Here is a 15,461-nt window from a genome sequence, read left to right on the forward strand (position 1 = left end):
AATCCGTCTCCTGTTTTTTGAGGTGTGCACGATGGTAGCCTGAGGGCCGCGCCGGGCGGTCGCGCCCGCGTCATCGGCGATACTGCCGGCCCATGCACCGCACCATCTTCACCACCCCGGTCGTCAACACTGTGCTGCGCGGACTGTCGGTGGCCTTTCTGCGGCTCACGGGCTGGACCATCGAAGGCGCGCTGCCGAAGGGCGCAGACAAAAGTGTGTTCATCGCTGCGCCACACACCAGCAACTGGGACCTGCCCTACACGCTGATGGTCGCTTTCGCGCTGCGCCTCAATCCGTACTGGATGGGCAAACAGAGCATTTTCAAGCCGCCGTTTCGCGGCCTCATGATGTGGCTGGGCGGCATCCCGGTGAACCGCGAACAGTCCACCAACCTCGTCGCCGCCTCCAGCCAGGCCCTCATCGACGCCGACGGCCCGCTGCAACTCATCGTGCCGCCCGAAGGCACGCGCAGCAAGGCCCGTTACTGGAAAACCGGTTTCTACTACATCGCCCTCGGCGCCCGGGTACCGATCGTCATGGCCTACATGGACTACGCGACCAAACGCAGCGGCCTGGGACCGGTGTTTCAACCCACCGGCGACATCGACGCCGACATGGCCGTCGTCAAGGCGTTTTACAAACCATTCAAGGGCCGCAACCCAGATCAGTTCGAACAGGCAGACTGAACAGACCGTACTGCGTGTAACATGCCCAGCATCTCGTTGCACGCGCCGGGCGCGTGCGGGACCCAAACTGCCTACGCTTTCAGCGTGCCCAAACGATCGCCCTCCGCCAGCGACACCCTGTACGCCCTGTCCAGCAGCCTGATGGACAGCCTGCGTGGCAGCGTGCATGCCGTGCTGGGCGTGGAGAAGGTGGTGCACGACCATGCGGCTGTCGCCCGCATCCGCGAGGCCATGATGGCCATCCACGGGGAGGCCGGCCTCGAACACAACCCCCACCTGCACCGGCAGATCGCGTCCACGCAGGACGCCGAAGGCCTCTGGTACGCGCGCGCCGAGCTCTATGCCGACCTCTGCCAGCTGCATGACGAGACCCATGCCGTGCGCTGCCTGGAATCGCTGCTGCCGCTGTTTCAGGGCAGCCTGCCCAGCAGCCTGCTCAAGACCCGGACACCCGGCGCGGGGGCGCGCGGGCCGTCACTCGCCGGGCAGTGGCTTCCACGCCGCAGGAAGCCCTGAGCCCCGGAGGCTCCATCCCGGCACAATGGTTCGCCGTGGCCCTGCGGGTGCTCCTGGAACCTGGATTCAGGACGTGGCGCCAAAGGCCTCGTGGAAGCTCACCGTGCCCTGCGGCAAGGCGCCGGTGAACGGCAGCACCATGAAGTATTCCGGTGGGATGCCGGGGTACACCAGCTGCGGCTCCTGGCGAAAACCGAAACGCCGGTAGTAGCCCGGGTCGCCCACCAGCATGATGCCCGCCGCGCCCTGATCGCGCAGCGCCTGCAACGCGGCCTGCATCAGCGCCGAACCGATGCCTTTTCCCTGGTGTTCAGGCGAGACCGAAATCGGCCCCAGCCCATGCCAGCCCGGCGTGCCGTCGGCCACCACCACCGGCGAGGTGGCCACATGCCCCACCAGCGCACCACCCTGCGCCACCACCAGCGACACACTCATCGCCCCGGCGCGGCGCAGCGCGTTGACGATGAAAGCCTCGGTGTGGCTGGTGTGGGGCGCGTTCAGGAAAGCGGCGGTGGTGAGGGTTGCGATGGCGTCTGCATCGGCGGGGGCTTCGGGACGGATCATGGTGTAGAGCCGGTCACGGTGCTGGGGTTGTGGGCATGGAAGAAGTTGGAGTCAACAGATCAAACCGCTGCGCCCAACCGCCCCACCCCCTCTTCAATCTTTTCCACCCCCACCGTCGCAAACGAGAGGCGCAGGGTCGCGTGGTCGGGGTTCGTGGCGTAGAACGGTGCGCCGGGCACGAAGGCCACGCCCTTTTCGATCGCGCGTTTGGCCAGCTCACCGCCGTCGGCCACCTTGCCGCCCGCGCCCGTGAGGCGGGCCCAGACGAACAGGCCGCCTTGCGGCTGCACGAACTCGATGGCGTCGCCCAGCTCGCGGCGCAGCGCGTTGCCCATGGTCATCGCACGTTCAGCGTACACGGCGCGCACCTTGGCGAGCGTGGCGGGCATGCGGCCGGCTTTGAGGTATTGCGCGGCGGTGGCCTGGGCGAAGGTGCTGGTGTGGGCGTCGCTGAACTGTTTGCACATGGTCGCCTTGGCCAGCAGCTCGGCCGGGCCGACCATCCAGCCCACGCGCAGGCCTGGGCTCAGCACCTTGCTGAGCGAACCGCAGTGCACCAGCAGCTCACGGCTGCCGGGCACGCTGGCGCTCAGCGCGAGCAGGCTGGGTGGCGGAGCATCGCCGAAGTAGAGGTCACCGTAGGGGTCGTCCTCCACGATCAGCGTGTTGTGTTTCACCGCCATCTCCAGCACCTTCTTGCGGCGCTCCAGGCTGAGCATGGCGCCGCTGGGGTTGCCGAAGGTGGGGATGAGGTAGACGAACTTGGGCTTGTGTTCTTCGATCAGCTTTTCCAGCTCATCGGTCTTCACACCGTTGCCGTCCACCGGCGCGCTGATCAGCTCGGCGCCGTAGAGGCGGAAGCACTGGATGGTGGCGAGGAAGGTCGGGCCTTCGACGATGACCTTGTCGCCGGGCGACACGAGCGTCTTGCCCAGCAGGTCCAGCGCCTGCTGGCTGCCGGTGGTGACGATGAGGTCGTTGGCGCTCACGCCCTGGTTGCCCTTGCTGGTCATGAACGCGGCGAGCTGTTCGCGCAGCGGGTTGTAGCCCTCTGTGGCGCCGTATTGCAGGGCGCCGCCGGGTTCTTCGGTCAGCGCGGCGTTCACGGCCTCGCGAATGCCGTCCACGTCGAACATGGCGCTGTCGGGGAAACCACCGGCAAAACTGATGATGCCGGGCTTGCCGAGCAGCTTGAAGAGTTCGCGGATGGCAGAGGTTTCAACGTTGTTGAGGCGGTCGGCAAATGGCAGGGTCATGAACAGATCTCCAGGGTCACACAGTGCGTGTGATCTTAGGCGATGCAGACCCATCGCCCTGCCAAAGGACTCGGGCGCACATGGCATGCCGGGCCAAGGGTTCTCCCTGATGTTGGCGGCTGTGCCCGATGCCAGCTCGGGTACCGATCTCCATAGAATGCATAAACTTGTTAACAGGAATATTTGAATGCGCAAATATCTGAAACCACTGGTTCTTTGCATTTCATTGCTGACGGGCGTTGAAACAGCGTGGTCGCGGGACCTCGTCCTGGCCATCAGCGAAGGTTCCTCAGGCGGCACGGATCACGCGCGCGTGATCGCCAAATACCAGGGGCTGGCCGATGCGATTGGCCAGAGCATCGACCAGAAGGTGAACGTGGTCTTCATCCGGGAGTTCCCGGCGCTCGAGGAGGGGCTCCAGAACAACCGCTTCGACCTGGCGATCGCGCGCCCGAGCGACTACCCGGCGCGTGGCATGCGCGACCACGGCTACCAGTACGTGGCGTCGGCCCGCCCCGACGGGCAGTGCCTGCTCATCGTGCCGAAGGACTCGCCCTACCAGACGCTGGCCGACATCAAGGGCAAGCGCATCGTGCTGCCCGGAGCGGCGTCCTACATGGCGAAGTTCTGCAGCGCCGAGCTGCGTGACCGGGGCATCGACCTGACCAAAGAGCGCGTCGAAAGGGTGCGCGAACAAGGGGCGGTGCCGTTCTACCTGAAAAACAAGTTCGGGGATGTGGGGGGTGTGGCCTCGTACTCGGGCGTGGCCAACTCCCTGGACAAGACCGGACATCGCGTCTTGCACACCAGTGTGTCGCAGCCCTACTTTCCCCTGATTGCGCACAAGGCATTCAGCGCCGCGCAGATCGCGGCCATGCAGTCGGCGCTGCGCGCGCTGCCCGACACCGAACCCGGCCGCGACGTGCTCAAGAGCGTCGGCATCCAGGGCTTTGACACCAGCACCGAGAAGCGCCTGCGCAACCTGCTGACCTGGCTCGAGCGCTGACGGCACCCATCGCCCGCGAGGAGCCACCTGATCACGCCGCCAGGTCCGTGCAGGCAAGTGGTCCATGGCATGCCGAAGGACCTGACAAAGACGCGCGACTGAGGCCAGGCCCAAGGCCTCGTCCGCGGACCGCCCCGCTACACTGCGCGGCATGAAGCCCGCCGCCATCGAAGCCTTCTTCGCCACCCTCCACGCCGCCAACCCGCACCCGGTCACCGAGCTGGAGTACACCAGCGTGTTCGAGCTGCTGACGGCCGTGCTGCTCTCGGCACAGGCCACCGACGTGGGCGTGAACAAGGCGACGCGCAAGCTGTTCCCGGTGGCGAACACGCCGCAGAAAATCCTGGCGCTGGGGCTCGAAGGGCTGGAGGGTTACATCAAGACCATCGGCCTGTACCACAGCAAGGCCAAGCACCTGATGCAGACCTGCCAGATGCTGGTGGAGCGCCACGGTGGCGAGGTGCCGCGCACGCGAGAGGCCCTGGAAGCCCTGCCCGGCGTGGGCCGCAAGACGGCCAACGTGGTGCTCAACGTGGCCTTCGGCCAACCCACCATGGCGGTGGACACCCACATCTTCCGCGTCAGCAACCGCACCGGGCTGGCCCCGGGCAAGACGCCGCTGGCGGTGGAGCAGCAGCTGCTGAAACGCGTGCCACCCGCCTACGCGGTGGACTCGCACCACTGGCTGATCTTGCTGGGGCGCTACGTGTGCATGGCGCGCAAGCCGATGTGCCACCAGTGCGCGGTGTCGGCGTATTGCGATTTCAAGCCGAAGACGACAGGCTAAGGCTGCATCCAGGACCGTACCAGCGGCAGGCCCATGGCGATCACGGTGGCGGCGTGCAGCAGCAGCCCCACCAGCGCCCCCACCAGCGTGCCGTTGATGCGGATGAACTGCAGGTCGCGGCCGATGTGCTCTTCCAGCACGCGGCTCATGTCGTGCGCGTCCCAGGCTTCCACCCGCTGTGCCACGAAGCCGACGATATTGTCGCGGCTGCCTTCCAGCGCGCGCAGCAGCACCTGTTGCGCCTGGGTGTTGAGCCAGCCGCGCAGCGTGGCGTCGGCCAGCAGCTGGCGGCCGGCGGTCTGCACCACGCTGGCGTAGCGCTCGGCCAAAGCGTTGTCGGGTTGCTGCGCCTCGTTGCCCAGGCGCTGCATCACCTCGTGCCACCAGGCTTCGATGGGCTGGTTCCATTGCGGCTGGTCCAGCCAGGCGTCGCGCCAGGTGGCCACGCGGGCCTGCCAGTCCGGGTCGCTCTGCAGGCGCTGGATGGACTGCGCCATCCAGCCGTCAAAACGGTGGCGCAGCTCGTGCTGCGGGTTGGCCGCCACGTCGGCCAGGGTGTGGGTGAGCGCTGCCACCAGCTTGCGCGTGGCCAGGCGCGCGGCCATCTGGTCGAGGCCCACGTACTTGAGTTGTTTGAGTTCACCCGCGATGCGCTCGGTGAGCTGCTCTTGCACGCCCTCTTGCTCGGCCCAGTGCGCCATCTGCTGCAACAGGCCGTTGAGCCACTGCTGGTGGTGGCCGTGCGCCGTGAGCGCGGCCAGCGCCTGCCCACCGAGCGTGGCCACGTCCACCTGACGCAGCAGGCGCTGCGCGAGTTGCGCCACCCACTGGCGCACGAGGGTCTGGTCCAGCGCGTTCAGCAAGGCCGGCGTGGCCTGCTGCAACCACCGGCCCGCGCGGGCGGCCGACTCGGGCTGCGCCAGCCAGCGACCCAGTTCCTGCCCCAGATCCCAGCGCGCGAGCATGGGGCGCACGTGTTCGGCGGTGAGGAAGTGCGTGCCCAGAAAACGCGCGAGCTGCGCGCCCAGCCGGTCCTTGTTGGCCACGATGATGGCGGTGTGAGGGATCGGCAGGCCCAGCGGGTGGCGGAACAGCGCCACCACGGCAAACCAGTCGGCCAGCGCGCCGACCACCGCCGCGCCGGCCGCCGCCGCCACATAGCCCCAGGCGGGGTGCTGAGGAGTGAGCAGCGTGGCCACGATGTACACCGCCGCCGCAAGCAGCAGCAAGCCGAGCGCCAGCGCCTTCATGCGGGCCAGGCTGGCGCGGGGGTTTGACAAAGGAGCGTCCATGGGCACAGTGTGCCCTGATCAGAGGTCCATGCAGCAGCGGCCGCCCGGCTCGGGCGCTTCGCGCGGCCACTGCGCCACGTTGGTGATCGGTCCGCGCCCGTGCTCAGCCACGAACTGCATCGCGCGGATCACCCCCGCGTGGGTGACCCACACCGCTTCGCTGGCCCCGCTCTCGCGAAGGCCTTGCAGCGCGTCGGCCACGCGCTCAATCACCTGCTGCGTGCTCTCGGCGCCGCCGAAGCGGTGGTGGGCGAAGTCGGCCATCCAGGTGTCGAAGGCGGCGCGGGGCACGGCGTCCCAGCGCTGCAGCTCCCAGTGGCCGAAGTCCATTTCGTTCAGGCGGATGTCGGTGAGCGGCCCACGCAGATCGGGGCGCAGCGCCCGCAGTGCGTGGGCCAGCTGCTGCGCGCGGCCCAGGCCCGACACCCAGACGGGCAGCCCCTGCGGCAGCAGCGCAGCGGCGGCTTCGGCAGCGGCCTGCGTGAGCGCAGCGTCCGCCGGCACGTCGCTGGCGCCGTAACAGAGCCCGGCGTCGAGCGTGACGCGGGCGTGGCGCAGCAGCCAGAGTTTCACGGCGCGACCGCGGGCAATGAAAAGGCGAGCGCCAGGTAGAACAGCAGCTCACACACCTGCTGCGTGGCGCCCAGGCCATCGCCGGTGAAGCCCTGCAGGCGGCGGCGCAGCAGGCGCCACATCCAGGCCAGGCCGATCAGCGCGCCCAGCACGGCCTGTGCCCAGCGCACGGTGGGCAGCAGGTACAGGACCAGCGCCATCGCCAGCCCCCACCAGACCAGCCCCACCACGAGGCCGCCGATACCGATGCTCTCGGCCAAGGGCTTCGATTTGGACAAAGGCGTGTCGCCCACGTGGGGCAGCGTGTGGATGATGAACAGCGGCATGAGCCGCGAGGTCACATGACCGGCCAGCAGCGCCAGCGCCGCCACCGCCGCGCCACCGCTCTGCGCGATCAGCGCCAGCAGCGCGACCTTGCCCAGCAGCGCCAGCACCAGCGCGACCGCGCCGTAGGAGCCGATGCGCGAGTCTTTCATGATCTCCAGCGCGCGCTCCCGGCTCACCGCGCCGCCCAGGCCGTCGGCCGTGTCGGCCAGGCCGTCTTCGTGGAACGCCCCGGTCAGCATCACGCTGAACACGGTGCTGAGCAGCGCCGCAACCCAGGGCGCTGCCGGCTGCGCAGGCAGAAACCACCACACGGCCGCGAACACCGCCGCCGTGAGACCGCCGACAACCCAGCCGACGCCGGGAAAGTGCGCGGCGCTGGCGCGCAGCATGGCCGGGCTGAAGCCGACCCAGGCCGCCAGCCGGCCGGTGACCGGGATGCGGGTGAAGAACTGGAGGGCGATGAAAAAGTGCCGAAGGGGCATGAACACCCCCCTGCGCCGCTGCGCGTCTTCCCCCCCGGGGGACGCAGCCTGTGGCCCGGCGGAGCCGGTTCCCCGGCTGCCTGGCTCGAAGTCACCGCTGTCCACGGCCTTGACCTCAGACCGGGGCAGCGCCGACAACCGGCGCCTCATCCTGCCGCGACACCCCCGCCGCCTCAAAACTCGCCATCTCGCGCAGGATCGCGCAGGCGCTCACCAGCAGCGGCCAGGCCATCGCCGCGCCCGAGCCCTCGCCCAGGCGCAGGCCCAGGTCGAGCAGCGGCTCGGCGCGCAGGTGCGCGAGCATGAGCGCGTGGCCGCGTTCGCCCGAGCGGTGCGCGAACACGCAGCGCTGCAACACAGCGGGCTGCAAGGCTGCAGCCACCAGCACGGCCGAGCTGGCGATGAAACCGTCCACCACGATCACGCGGCGCTCGCTCGCGGCCTGCAGCACCGCGCCCACCATGGTGGCGATCTCGAAACCGCCGAACGCCGCCAGCGCAGCCAGGGGGTCACGCGCCTCGGCGTGGCGATCCAGCACCTCGCGCAGGATGCCGATCTTGCGTTGCACGGCACCGGCATCGAGCCCGGTGCCGGCGCCGGTGCAGTCGGCCACGGCCAGGCCGGCCAGACGCGACAACAGCATGGACGCGGCCGAGGTGTTGCCGATGCCCATCTCGCCGAGCAAGAGCGCATTGCCCGGCAGCGCCTTCACCAGCGCGGCGCCGTGGGCCAGCGCGGTGTCGCGCTGCGCGGTGCTCATGGCCGGGCCTTCGAGCGCGTCCGCCGTGCCGGGCGCGACCTTGTGGATGACCAGCCCTTTGCGCGGCGCAAAGTCATGGCGCACGCCACAGTCCACCACCGTGAGGCCGATGCCGTGCTGGCGCGCGAGCACGCTCACCGCCGCGCCGCCGGCGAGGAAGTTCTCGACCATCTGCCAGGTCACGTCGCTCGGGTAGGCCGAGACGCCGCGCACGGCCAGGCCGTGGTCGCCGGCAAACACGACCAGCTGCGGCTCGTTCAGCTCGGGCGCTTCGCTGCCGAGGATCAGGCCGATGCGCTGCGCCAGTGCCTCGATGCGACCCAGCGAGCCCTGCGGCTTGGTCTTGTTGTCCAGCAGGTGTTGCAGGCGCGCGGCCAGCGCGGGCTGGGCGATGTCCTGGAGGGTGGGGATGGCAAAGCTCATGGGTCACTCCGGTTGGATGAGGGATGGCAGCACGCCGGGTTCGACGTGCTGTTCGATGAAATCGGCGAGGCCGTCGAACACGCTGTCGAGCGTGGGCGCACTGGCGCCGAACAGCGCGTGCAGCACGCGCGGGTCTTCAAACAGGCCGTGCAGGTAAACGCCGAGCACGTTGCCGGCGGCGTTCTGCCAGCCCAGGCCGTCGGGCAGCACGGCGCGCGCCACGTCGCCTTTGGCGGCCATGGCGGGGTGCTGGGCGGTTTGCCCATGGTGGATCTCGTAGCCGGCGGCTTTCACTGAAGAGAGCGCCGCCCAGAGGCCTGCCAGCGCGGTGAAACGCGTCTGCGTGTGACGCACGGTTTTCTGTGGGTCGAACGCGGTCACCAGCGGCAGCAGGCCCAGGCCGGGCGCGTTGCCATCAATCCCATGCGTGTCGATCAGCGCCTCGCCCAACATCTGCAGTCCGCCGCAGATGCCCAGCACCGCCCCGCCCGACGCCGCGTGTTCGGCCACGGCCCGGTCCAACCCCTGCGTGCGCAGCCAGGCGAGGTCGGCCACGGTCGCCTTGGAGCCGGGCAGCACGATCCAGTCGGCGCCCGCGCAGTCGGCGGGGCTGCGCGCCCAGACCAGGCGCACACCGGGCACGTTCTTCAAGGGCTGGAACTCGTCGAGGTTGCTGATGCGCGGGTAGGCGATGACGGCGATCGTTGTCTGCACCGCGCCGGAAGCGAGCGTGCGGTCATCGAAAACCCCATCCTCCTCGGGCAGGCCGTGCTGCCACCACATCGGCAGCGTCGCCACGGTGGGCACGCCGGTCAGCTCCTGCAGCATCTGCGGGCCGGGCGCGAGCAGCGTGGCGTCGCCCCGGAACTTGTTGAGCACGAAGCCGCGAATCAGCGCCTGCTCGTCGGCCGGCAGCAGCGCCCAGGTGCCGTAGAGGTGGGCGAAGGCGCCGCCGCGGTCGATGTCGGTCACCAGCAGGCAACGCGCCTGCGCATGGCGCGCGATGCGCATGTTGACGATGTCGCTGGCGTGCAGGTTGATCTCGGCCGGCGAGCCCGCGCCCTCGATCACAACCACGTCGTTCTCGGCGCGCAGCGCGTCCAGCGCTGCCGTGATCGCCGGCCAGACCTTCTCGCTGCGGCCGCGCCAGGGCATGGTGGAAAGTTCTTCACTCACCTGCCCCATCAGCACCACCTGGCTGCGCGTATCGGCCTCGGGTTTGAGCAGCAACGGGTTCATGCGCACGTCGGGTTGTGCGTTGGCGGCGAGCGCCTGGAAATACTGCGCACTGCCGATCTCGCCACCGGGCAAGCGATCTTCCGCAGGGCCGCCCCAAGGAAGATCAGCCCCCTCGGGGGGCAGCGACCCGCGTGAGCGGCGGAGCGTGGGGGCAACCACCCGGGCGTTGTTGCTCATGTTCTGCGCCTTGAACGGCACGACCTTGAGGCCCTGGCGCGCGTAGTGGCGGCACAGCGCCGTGGTCAGCCAGCTCTTGCCGGCGCCGCTGGTGGTGCCGAGCACCATCACACACACCGCAGTCATGGGGAGGTCTCCTTCGTGGTTTCCAGCAGCGCGGTGTGCAGCGCCTGCCGGGCCGCTGGTGGCAACACGCCCAGGCGCCAGTGGCCGGGCAGACCGAGCGAGGTGGTGTCGCGCAGCTTGATGCCTCGTGCGCGCAGGGCCTCGACGTTCAGCGGCTGCGGCGCGCGGGCGCAAAGGTAGTTGGCTTCGCTGGGCAGGCACTGCCAGCCCGAATCTTGCAGCATCGCCCGTTGAGCGGTCTTCCACTCGGCCAGTTGCACGCGGCTTTGCGCCAGCCAGCGCTGCGCATCGGCCTGCACCCAGGCCGTGAGCATCGCGACCGCGTGGGCGCCCAGCGGCCACGAGGGTGCCATCTGCGCCAGTGTCTGCGCCATGGCAAGACCCCGCAGCGGCGCGATGGCGTAGGCGCCGCGCACCCCCGTCAACCCCAGCGCCTTGTTGGGCGACCAGAGTTGCCACACGCGGTCCAGCGCCTCGGCGCCCAGGCTGCCGTGCCCGCTCAGGCGCAGCGGCTCATAGGCCCGGTCGAGCACCACCACAGCGCCCTGCTCCGCCACGGCGTTCGCCATGGGCTCGGCGGTGCCCAGCGGGCTGGCGGGCTCGCACAGCCAGAGCAGGTCGGCTTGGGCGGGATCGTTCACCCGCTGCAGGCCCCATGCCTTCGCAGCGTGTGCGTAGTCGCCGTAGGACAGCGCGGGCAGCCACACCCGCCGCCCGCCCGAGCGCGCCACGGCGGCCGTGATGCGCGCGATGAACTCGCTGGCGCTGCCCGCGACCACGATGCGCTCGACCGCCACACCGTGGAACGCGGCGAGCGCGGCGCGCAGGGCGGTGTAACCGGGGTCGGGGTAGTGCTGCGCGTCGGCCCCCGCCACGGCGGCCAGCGCCATGGGGCACGGCCCGCAGGCGTTGGCGTTGGTGGAGAAGTCCCAGCGAGGCACGCCCAGGGCATCGGGGCCGCCGTGAATGCCGCTCATGCGAACGCCCTCCCTGCGGCGAAAAGGGTCACCACACCGGCCAGCAGCGCGAGCACGCCCACCACCCGGCCCGCCAGTCGCAGGGCGCGCGCGGTGTCGGCCGCCTGCGGGCTGCGGCCGGCCGGGTGCAGGGTGTACACGCCGGGTTTGGCCAGGCTCACGTCGAGCGCCAGCGCCATGGCCGCCATGGGCCAGCCGCTGTTGGGCGAGGGGGTGAGGCCGGCCTGCGAAGGCAGTTGCTTCAAGTTGCTGGCGGCGCCCAGCCCGCCGAGCAGCGCGGCCGTGAGGCGCGCCGGCAACCACGACAGCACGTCGTCGGCCCGCGCGGCCCACTTGCCGGCCCAGGTCCAGTCGCGGCCCTGGCGCTCGCCCCGGTAGCCCCACATGGCGTCGGCCGTGTTGGCGAAGCGGTAGAGCGCGGCGCCCGGCAGGCCGGCCACGGCGAACCAGAACAGCGGCGCGACCACCGAGTCGTTGAGGTTTTCCGCCAGGGTCTCGATGGCGCTCTCGCGCACCTGCGCCGCATCGAGCGCGTTCACGTCGCGGCTCACCAGCCAGGCCAGGCGTTCGCGTCCGGCCGGCAACGAATCAGCCAATGCAGCCTCCACGGCTCGCACCTCATCGCGCAACATGCGCCAGGCCAGCAGCGGCTTGAGCAACACGCCCAGCACCAGCGCCTGCAGCCACCCCGGCGTTGCGCCCAGCGCGCGGGCCAGCGCCCAGCCGGCCAGCGCCACCAGCGCGGCCCCCAGCAGCCAGGCCAGCGCGCCGCGCGCGAACACGCGCCAGCGATCCGCCGTCGGCGTGGGCACCGGTGTGGCGATGCGCTCACCGGCCCAGCCGAGGTAACGTCCCATCCCCACCACCGGGTGCCAGCGCGCCGCCGGCTCGCCCCACAGGCGGTCCACGCCCAGCGCCACCAGCACCGCGAGGGCGCCGATGGCCTCCGGCGACAGCGCCTGCGGGTCGGTCATGGCGCGGCGCCCTGCAGCGCGGCGGCGTCGGCCCGGGCCAGCCGCCCGGCCGCGGCCGAGCGCAGCGCCGCCAGGAGCTGGTCCACGTCGTCGGCCTGGTGCGCGGCCGACAAGGCGATGCGCAAACGGGCCGTGCCCTCGGGCACGGTGGGCGGGCGGATGGCGGGCACCCACAGGCCCTGTTCGCGCAGACGCTTCATCACGTCCAGCGCGGCGGCGTTGTCGCCGATCACCAGCGGCTGGATCGCGGTGTCCGAGGGCATCAGTGCCCAGCCGGCGGCGTCCACCGCCGCGTCGGCGCCGGGCGCGAGACCCGCGCGAAGCTGCGCGATCAGCGCGCTCAGGTGCTGGCGCCGGCGCTCGCCCTCGGCGCCCAGCACACAGCGCAGCCCGGCGCGCACGGCCTCGGCCAGCAGGGCCGGCGCGGCGGTGGCGTAGGTGTAGCTGCGCGTCTTCTGCAGCAGCCACTCCACCAGCCGCTCGGGCCCGGCCACGAAGGCGCCCGCCACGCCCAGGGCCTTGCCCAGCGTGGCCATGTAGAGCACGCGCGGCGAAGCGCCTGCGCCGGTGAGGCCGGCGGCGGCCAGCGCGCCCCGGCCCTGCGGCCCCAGCACGCCGAAGCCGTGCGCGTCGTCGAGCAGCAGCAAGGCATCGTGCCGCTCGCAGAGTGCGTGCAGGCCGGTGATGTCGGCCACGTCGCCGTCCATGCTGAACACCGCGTCGCTGATCACCAGCTTGCGGCGCGCCGGGCTGGCGGCCAGCAGCGCGTCGAGCCGGGCCAGGTCGCCGTGGGGGAAGCGGTGCACCGTGGCCTTGGACAGGCGCGCGCCGTCGATCAGGCAGGCGTGGTTCAGCGCGTCGGAGAACAGCGCGTCGCCCTCGCCCACCAGCGCCGGCACGATGCTCGCGTTGGTGGCGTAGCCGGCGTAGAAATACAGCGCGCGCGGCAGGCCCACGGCCTCGGCCAGCTCGCGCTCCAGCGCCGCGTTGGCCACGCTGTGGCCGCTGACCATGGGAGAGGCCCCTGACCCCACGCCGTAGCGGTCCACCGCGGCGTGCACCGCCTGGCGCAGCAGCGGGTCTTGCGCCAGACCCAGGTAGTCGTTGCTGCAGAAGGCCAGCAGCGACACGCCGTCCACGCTCAGGCGGGCGCCAGGCTCGGGCGTCACCGCGCGGCGCACGCGGCGCAGCGACTGCGCGTCCAGCGCAGCCAGGCGGTCGTCAAATTCATTCAGCCAGCTCATGGCCATCCTTTCAACGCCATGTTTCAGGCAGTTCCAGTTGCACAGCGCGCGCGTCCGGCACCGGCTGCCAAGGCACCACGCCCAGCAGCGGCGCACCCAGGCGCTGGCGCAGCGTGTGAATGTTTTCGTCCCGGCAGGCCATGGCCGGGTCGACGGTGTTGGCCACCCAGCCGGCCAGCTGCAGGCCGTCGGCGCGGATGGCTTCGGCGGTCAGCAGCGCGTGGTTCAGGCAGCCCAGGCGCAGGCCCACCACCATCACCACCGGCAGGGCCAGCGCCACCGCCAGGTCGGCCAGGGTCTCGTCTTCGTTGAGCGGCACGCGCCAGCCGCCCGAGCCCTCGACCAGCACCACGTCGGCCAGGCCGCGCAACCCGCGGTGCGCCGCCACCAGCTCGGCCACGCCCACGCGCCGGCCCGCGCGCGCGGCGGCCAGGTGGGGCGACAGCGGCTCGGGCAGCGCCACCGGGTTGTCCAGCGCGGGCGGCACGGCCACGGTGGACGCGGCGCGCAGCGCCAGCACGTCTTCCGCCACCCACGCGCCGCCCTGTTGCACCAGGCCGGCCGCCACCGGCTTCATGCCGACCACGCGGGCGTGGTGGCGTGCCAGCGTGTGCAGCAGCGCGGCACTCACCAGGGTCTTGCCCACGCCGGTGTCGGTGCCGGTGACGAAGCAGCCGTCAAACGCCATCGGGCACCCCACTCACCGGCACCGGGCCGGTTTCTTCGGCCAGCGTGGCTTCGAGCGCGGCCAGTGCGCCCCGGGCCAGCAACTCGCCCTCGGCCTCGTCGATCACATAGGGCGGCATGGCGTAGAGCGTGTGGCCGATGGGGCGCAGCAGCAGCCCCTGCTCCAGCGCGTGGCGGGCGTAGCGGCGGCCGAAGTCGGGCAGGCTGCTGGTCACGTCCCACGCGAAGACCATGCCCTGGCGTCGCGCGTGGCGCACACGCGTGTGGTTGGAGATCGGCGCGAACTGCGCGGCCAGCCGCTCGCTGGTGCCCAGGTTCTGGCGCAGCGCGTCGGTCTGCTCAAACAGGTCCAGCGTGGCCAGCGCGGCGCGGCAGGCCAGCGGGTTGCCGGTGTAGCTGTGCGAGTGCAGGAAGCCGCGCGCCACCTGATCGTCGTAGAACGCGGCGTACACCGCGTCGGTGGTGAGCACCACCGACAGCGGCAGCGTGCCACCGGTCAGGCCTTTGGAGAGGCAGAGAAAGTCGGGTCGGATGCCCGCCTGCTGATGCGCGAACAGCGTGCCGGTGCGGCCGAAGCCGACAGCGATCTCGTCGAGCACCAGGTGCACCTGGTGCAGGTCGCAAAGCTCGCGCGCGCGCTGCAGGTACACGGGGTCGTGCATGGCCATGCCGGCGGCGCACTGGATCAGCGGCTCGATGATCACCGCGGCGGTTTCGTGAGCGTGCGCGGCCAGCCAGTCGCCCAGGGCGGCGGCGGCCCGCTCGGCCACGTCGGCCGGGGTTTCGCCGGGCGCGGCCTGCCGCGCGTCAGGGCTGGGCACGGTGGCGGCCAGGCGCACCAGCGGCGCGTAGGCTTCGCGGAACAGCGCGATGTCGGTCACGGCCAGCGCGCCCACGGTCTCGCCGTGGTAGCCCCCGGCCACGCCGACGAACCGGCATTTTTCCGCCTTGCCCGCGTTGCGCCAGTGGTGGGCACTCATCTTCAGCGCGATCTCGGTGGCGCTGGCGCCGTCGCTGCCATAGAAAGCATGGCCCAGGCCGGTGAGCGCGGCCAGGCGCTCGGACAGCTCGACCACCGGCCCGTGGGTGAAGCCGGCCAGCATCACGTGGTCCAGCGTGTGCAGCTGGTGAATGAGCGCGGCGCGGATCGCCGGGTGGTTGTGGCCGAACAGGTTGACCCACCAGGAGCTGATCGCGTCGAGGTAGCGCCGGCCTTCGTGGTCGTGCAGCCACACGCCCTCGGCCCGCGCCACGGGAATCAGCGGCAGAGCCACACCCTCGGGCGCGTGCAGCTTCATCTGGGTGCAGGGGTGCCACACGGCGGCCAGGCTGCGCTGGCGCCAGGCGGCGTTGGCCGACACGGGC

16 protein-coding genes are annotated in these 15,461 nt (G+C 70.7%); 4 read left to right on the forward strand and 12 right to left on the reverse strand.

Annotation, left to right across the window (positions count from 1 at the left end; all coding sequences use genetic code 11):
* Positions 1–92 precede the first annotated feature (92 nt).
* Both IM738_RS09910 and IM738_RS09915 read left to right on the forward strand, forming a co-directional pair.
* Positions 93–686 (forward strand): lysophospholipid acyltransferase family protein, encoded by a 594-nt coding sequence (locus IM738_RS09910; RefSeq protein WP_236965697.1) that lies wholly within the window; start codon positions 93–95, stop codon positions 684–686.
* Positions 687–770: 84 nt separating this feature from the next.
* Positions 771–1,202, forward strand: coding sequence for a hypothetical protein (locus IM738_RS09915; RefSeq protein ID WP_236965698.1), 432 nt, complete (start codon positions 771–773; stop codon positions 1,200–1,202).
* Positions 1,203–1,268: 66 nt separating this feature from the next.
* On the opposite strand, the gene IM738_RS09920 is transcribed toward IM738_RS09915, so the two are convergent.
* Positions 1,269–1,766: a GNAT family N-acetyltransferase gene (locus tag IM738_RS09920; protein ID WP_236965699.1), complete on the reverse strand. Its 498-nt coding sequence runs from the start codon at positions 1,764–1,766 to the stop codon at positions 1,269–1,271.
* A gap of 59 nt (positions 1,767–1,825) precedes the next feature.
* A complete protein-coding gene (locus IM738_RS09925; protein WP_236966285.1) occupies positions 1,826–3,016 on the reverse strand; it encodes an aminotransferase-like domain-containing protein in 1,191 nt (396 codons plus the stop codon).
* A gap of 193 nt (positions 3,017–3,209) precedes the next feature.
* Here IM738_RS09925 and IM738_RS09930 point away from each other — a divergent pair, with 193 nt between their 5' ends.
* Complete coding sequence (locus tag IM738_RS09930) at positions 3,210–4,028, forward strand: phosphate/phosphite/phosphonate ABC transporter substrate-binding protein (RefSeq protein ID WP_236965700.1); 819 nt, start codon at positions 3,210–3,212, stop codon at positions 4,026–4,028.
* Positions 4,029–4,179: 151 nt separating this feature from the next.
* The gene (gene nth, locus IM738_RS09935) at positions 4,180–4,815 is read left to right on the forward strand and encodes an endonuclease III (RefSeq protein ID WP_236965701.1); all 636 of its coding nucleotides are present in this window, start codon (positions 4,180–4,182) and stop codon (positions 4,813–4,815) included.
* Here nth and IM738_RS09940 read toward each other — a convergent pair.
* The 10 genes from IM738_RS09940 to bioA all read right to left on the reverse strand — a co-directional run bounded on the left by IM738_RS09940 (position 4,812) and on the right by bioA (position 15,457).
* A complete protein-coding gene (locus tag IM738_RS09940; protein WP_236965702.1) occupies positions 4,812–6,107 on the reverse strand; it encodes a DUF445 domain-containing protein in 1,296 nt (431 codons plus the stop codon). The genes nth and IM738_RS09940 overlap by 4 nt on opposite strands.
* Before the next feature lie 18 nt (positions 6,108–6,125).
* Positions 6,126–6,680: a histidine phosphatase family protein gene (locus tag IM738_RS09945; RefSeq protein WP_236965703.1), complete on the reverse strand. Its 555-nt coding sequence runs from the start codon at positions 6,678–6,680 to the stop codon at positions 6,126–6,128.
* Entirely contained in the window at positions 6,677–7,489 is an 813-nt protein-coding gene (locus tag IM738_RS09950) for an adenosylcobinamide-GDP ribazoletransferase (protein WP_236965704.1), read from the reverse strand. The genes IM738_RS09945 and IM738_RS09950 overlap by 4 nt, the downstream gene beginning before the upstream one ends.
* Positions 7,490–7,604: 115 nt before the next feature.
* A complete protein-coding gene (gene cobT, locus IM738_RS09955; RefSeq protein WP_236965705.1) occupies positions 7,605–8,672 on the reverse strand; it encodes a nicotinate-nucleotide--dimethylbenzimidazole phosphoribosyltransferase in 1,068 nt (355 codons plus the stop codon).
* Between the two features lie 3 nt (positions 8,673–8,675).
* The gene (locus tag IM738_RS09960; RefSeq protein ID WP_236965706.1) at positions 8,676–10,214 is read right to left on the reverse strand and encodes a cobyric acid synthase; all 1,539 of its coding nucleotides are present in this window, start codon (positions 10,212–10,214) and stop codon (positions 8,676–8,678) included.
* The gene (locus tag IM738_RS09965) at positions 10,211–11,191 is read right to left on the reverse strand and encodes an aminotransferase class I/II-fold pyridoxal phosphate-dependent enzyme (protein WP_236965707.1); all 981 of its coding nucleotides are present in this window, start codon (positions 11,189–11,191) and stop codon (positions 10,211–10,213) included. Before IM738_RS09965 ends, IM738_RS09960 begins: the two co-directional genes overlap by 4 nt.
* Positions 11,188–12,165 (reverse strand): adenosylcobinamide-phosphate synthase CbiB, encoded by a 978-nt coding sequence (gene cbiB / locus IM738_RS09970; RefSeq protein ID WP_236965708.1) that lies wholly within the window; start codon positions 12,163–12,165, stop codon positions 11,188–11,190. The genes IM738_RS09965 and cbiB overlap by 4 nt, the downstream gene beginning before the upstream one ends.
* On the reverse strand, positions 12,162–13,415 hold the full coding sequence (gene bioF, locus IM738_RS09975) for an 8-amino-7-oxononanoate synthase (protein WP_236965709.1): 1,254 nt from the start codon (positions 13,413–13,415) through the stop codon (positions 12,162–12,164). Before bioF ends, cbiB begins: the two co-directional genes overlap by 4 nt.
* A gap of 4 nt (positions 13,416–13,419) precedes the next feature.
* Positions 13,420–14,097: a dethiobiotin synthase gene (gene bioD, locus IM738_RS09980; protein ID WP_236965710.1), complete on the reverse strand. Its 678-nt coding sequence runs from the start codon at positions 14,095–14,097 to the stop codon at positions 13,420–13,422.
* Positions 14,087–15,457 carry an adenosylmethionine--8-amino-7-oxononanoate transaminase gene (gene bioA / locus IM738_RS09985; protein ID WP_272907846.1) on the reverse strand — a complete coding sequence of 457 codons (1,371 nt, stop codon included), beginning with the start codon at positions 15,455–15,457 and terminating at the stop codon, positions 14,087–14,089. The genes bioD and bioA overlap by 11 nt, the downstream gene beginning before the upstream one ends.
* Positions 15,458–15,461 lie beyond the last annotated feature (4 nt).

It is taken from the genome of Hydrogenophaga sp. SL48 (assembly GCF_021729865.1).
Taxonomy (GTDB): Bacteria; Pseudomonadota; Gammaproteobacteria; order Burkholderiales; family Burkholderiaceae_C; genus Hydrogenophaga.

Coding starts and splice junctions, on each gene's coding strand:
- IM738_RS09910 (WP_236965697.1), top strand. CDS start 93: ATGCACCGCACCATCTTCACCACCCCGGTCGTCAACACTGTGCTGCGC.
- IM738_RS09920 (WP_236965699.1), bottom strand. CDS start 1,766: ATGATCCGTCCCGAAGCCCCCGCCGATGCAGACGCCATCGCAACCCTC.
- IM738_RS09930 (WP_236965700.1), top strand. CDS start 3,210: ATGCGCAAATATCTGAAACCACTGGTTCTTTGCATTTCATTGCTGACG.
- nth (WP_236965701.1), top strand. CDS start 4,180: ATGAAGCCCGCCGCCATCGAAGCCTTCTTCGCCACCCTCCACGCCGCC.
- IM738_RS09940 (WP_236965702.1), bottom strand. CDS start 6,107: ATGGACGCTCCTTTGTCAAACCCCCGCGCCAGCCTGGCCCGCATGAAG.
- IM738_RS09950 (WP_236965704.1), bottom strand. CDS start 7,489: ATGCCCCTTCGGCACTTTTTCATCGCCCTCCAGTTCTTCACCCGCATC.
- cobT (WP_236965705.1), bottom strand. CDS start 8,672: ATGAGCTTTGCCATCCCCACCCTCCAGGACATCGCCCAGCCCGCGCTG.
- IM738_RS09960 (WP_236965706.1), bottom strand. CDS start 10,214: ATGACTGCGGTGTGTGTGATGGTGCTCGGCACCACCAGCGGCGCCGGC.
- IM738_RS09965 (WP_236965707.1), bottom strand. CDS start 11,191: ATGAGCGGCATTCACGGCGGCCCCGATGCCCTGGGCGTGCCTCGCTGG.
- cbiB (WP_236965708.1), bottom strand. CDS start 12,165: ATGACCGACCCGCAGGCGCTGTCGCCGGAGGCCATCGGCGCCCTCGCG.
- bioF (WP_236965709.1), bottom strand. CDS start 13,415: ATGGCCATGAGCTGGCTGAATGAATTTGACGACCGCCTGGCTGCGCTG.
- bioD (WP_236965710.1), bottom strand. CDS start 14,097: ATGGCGTTTGACGGCTGCTTCGTCACCGGCACCGACACCGGCGTGGGC.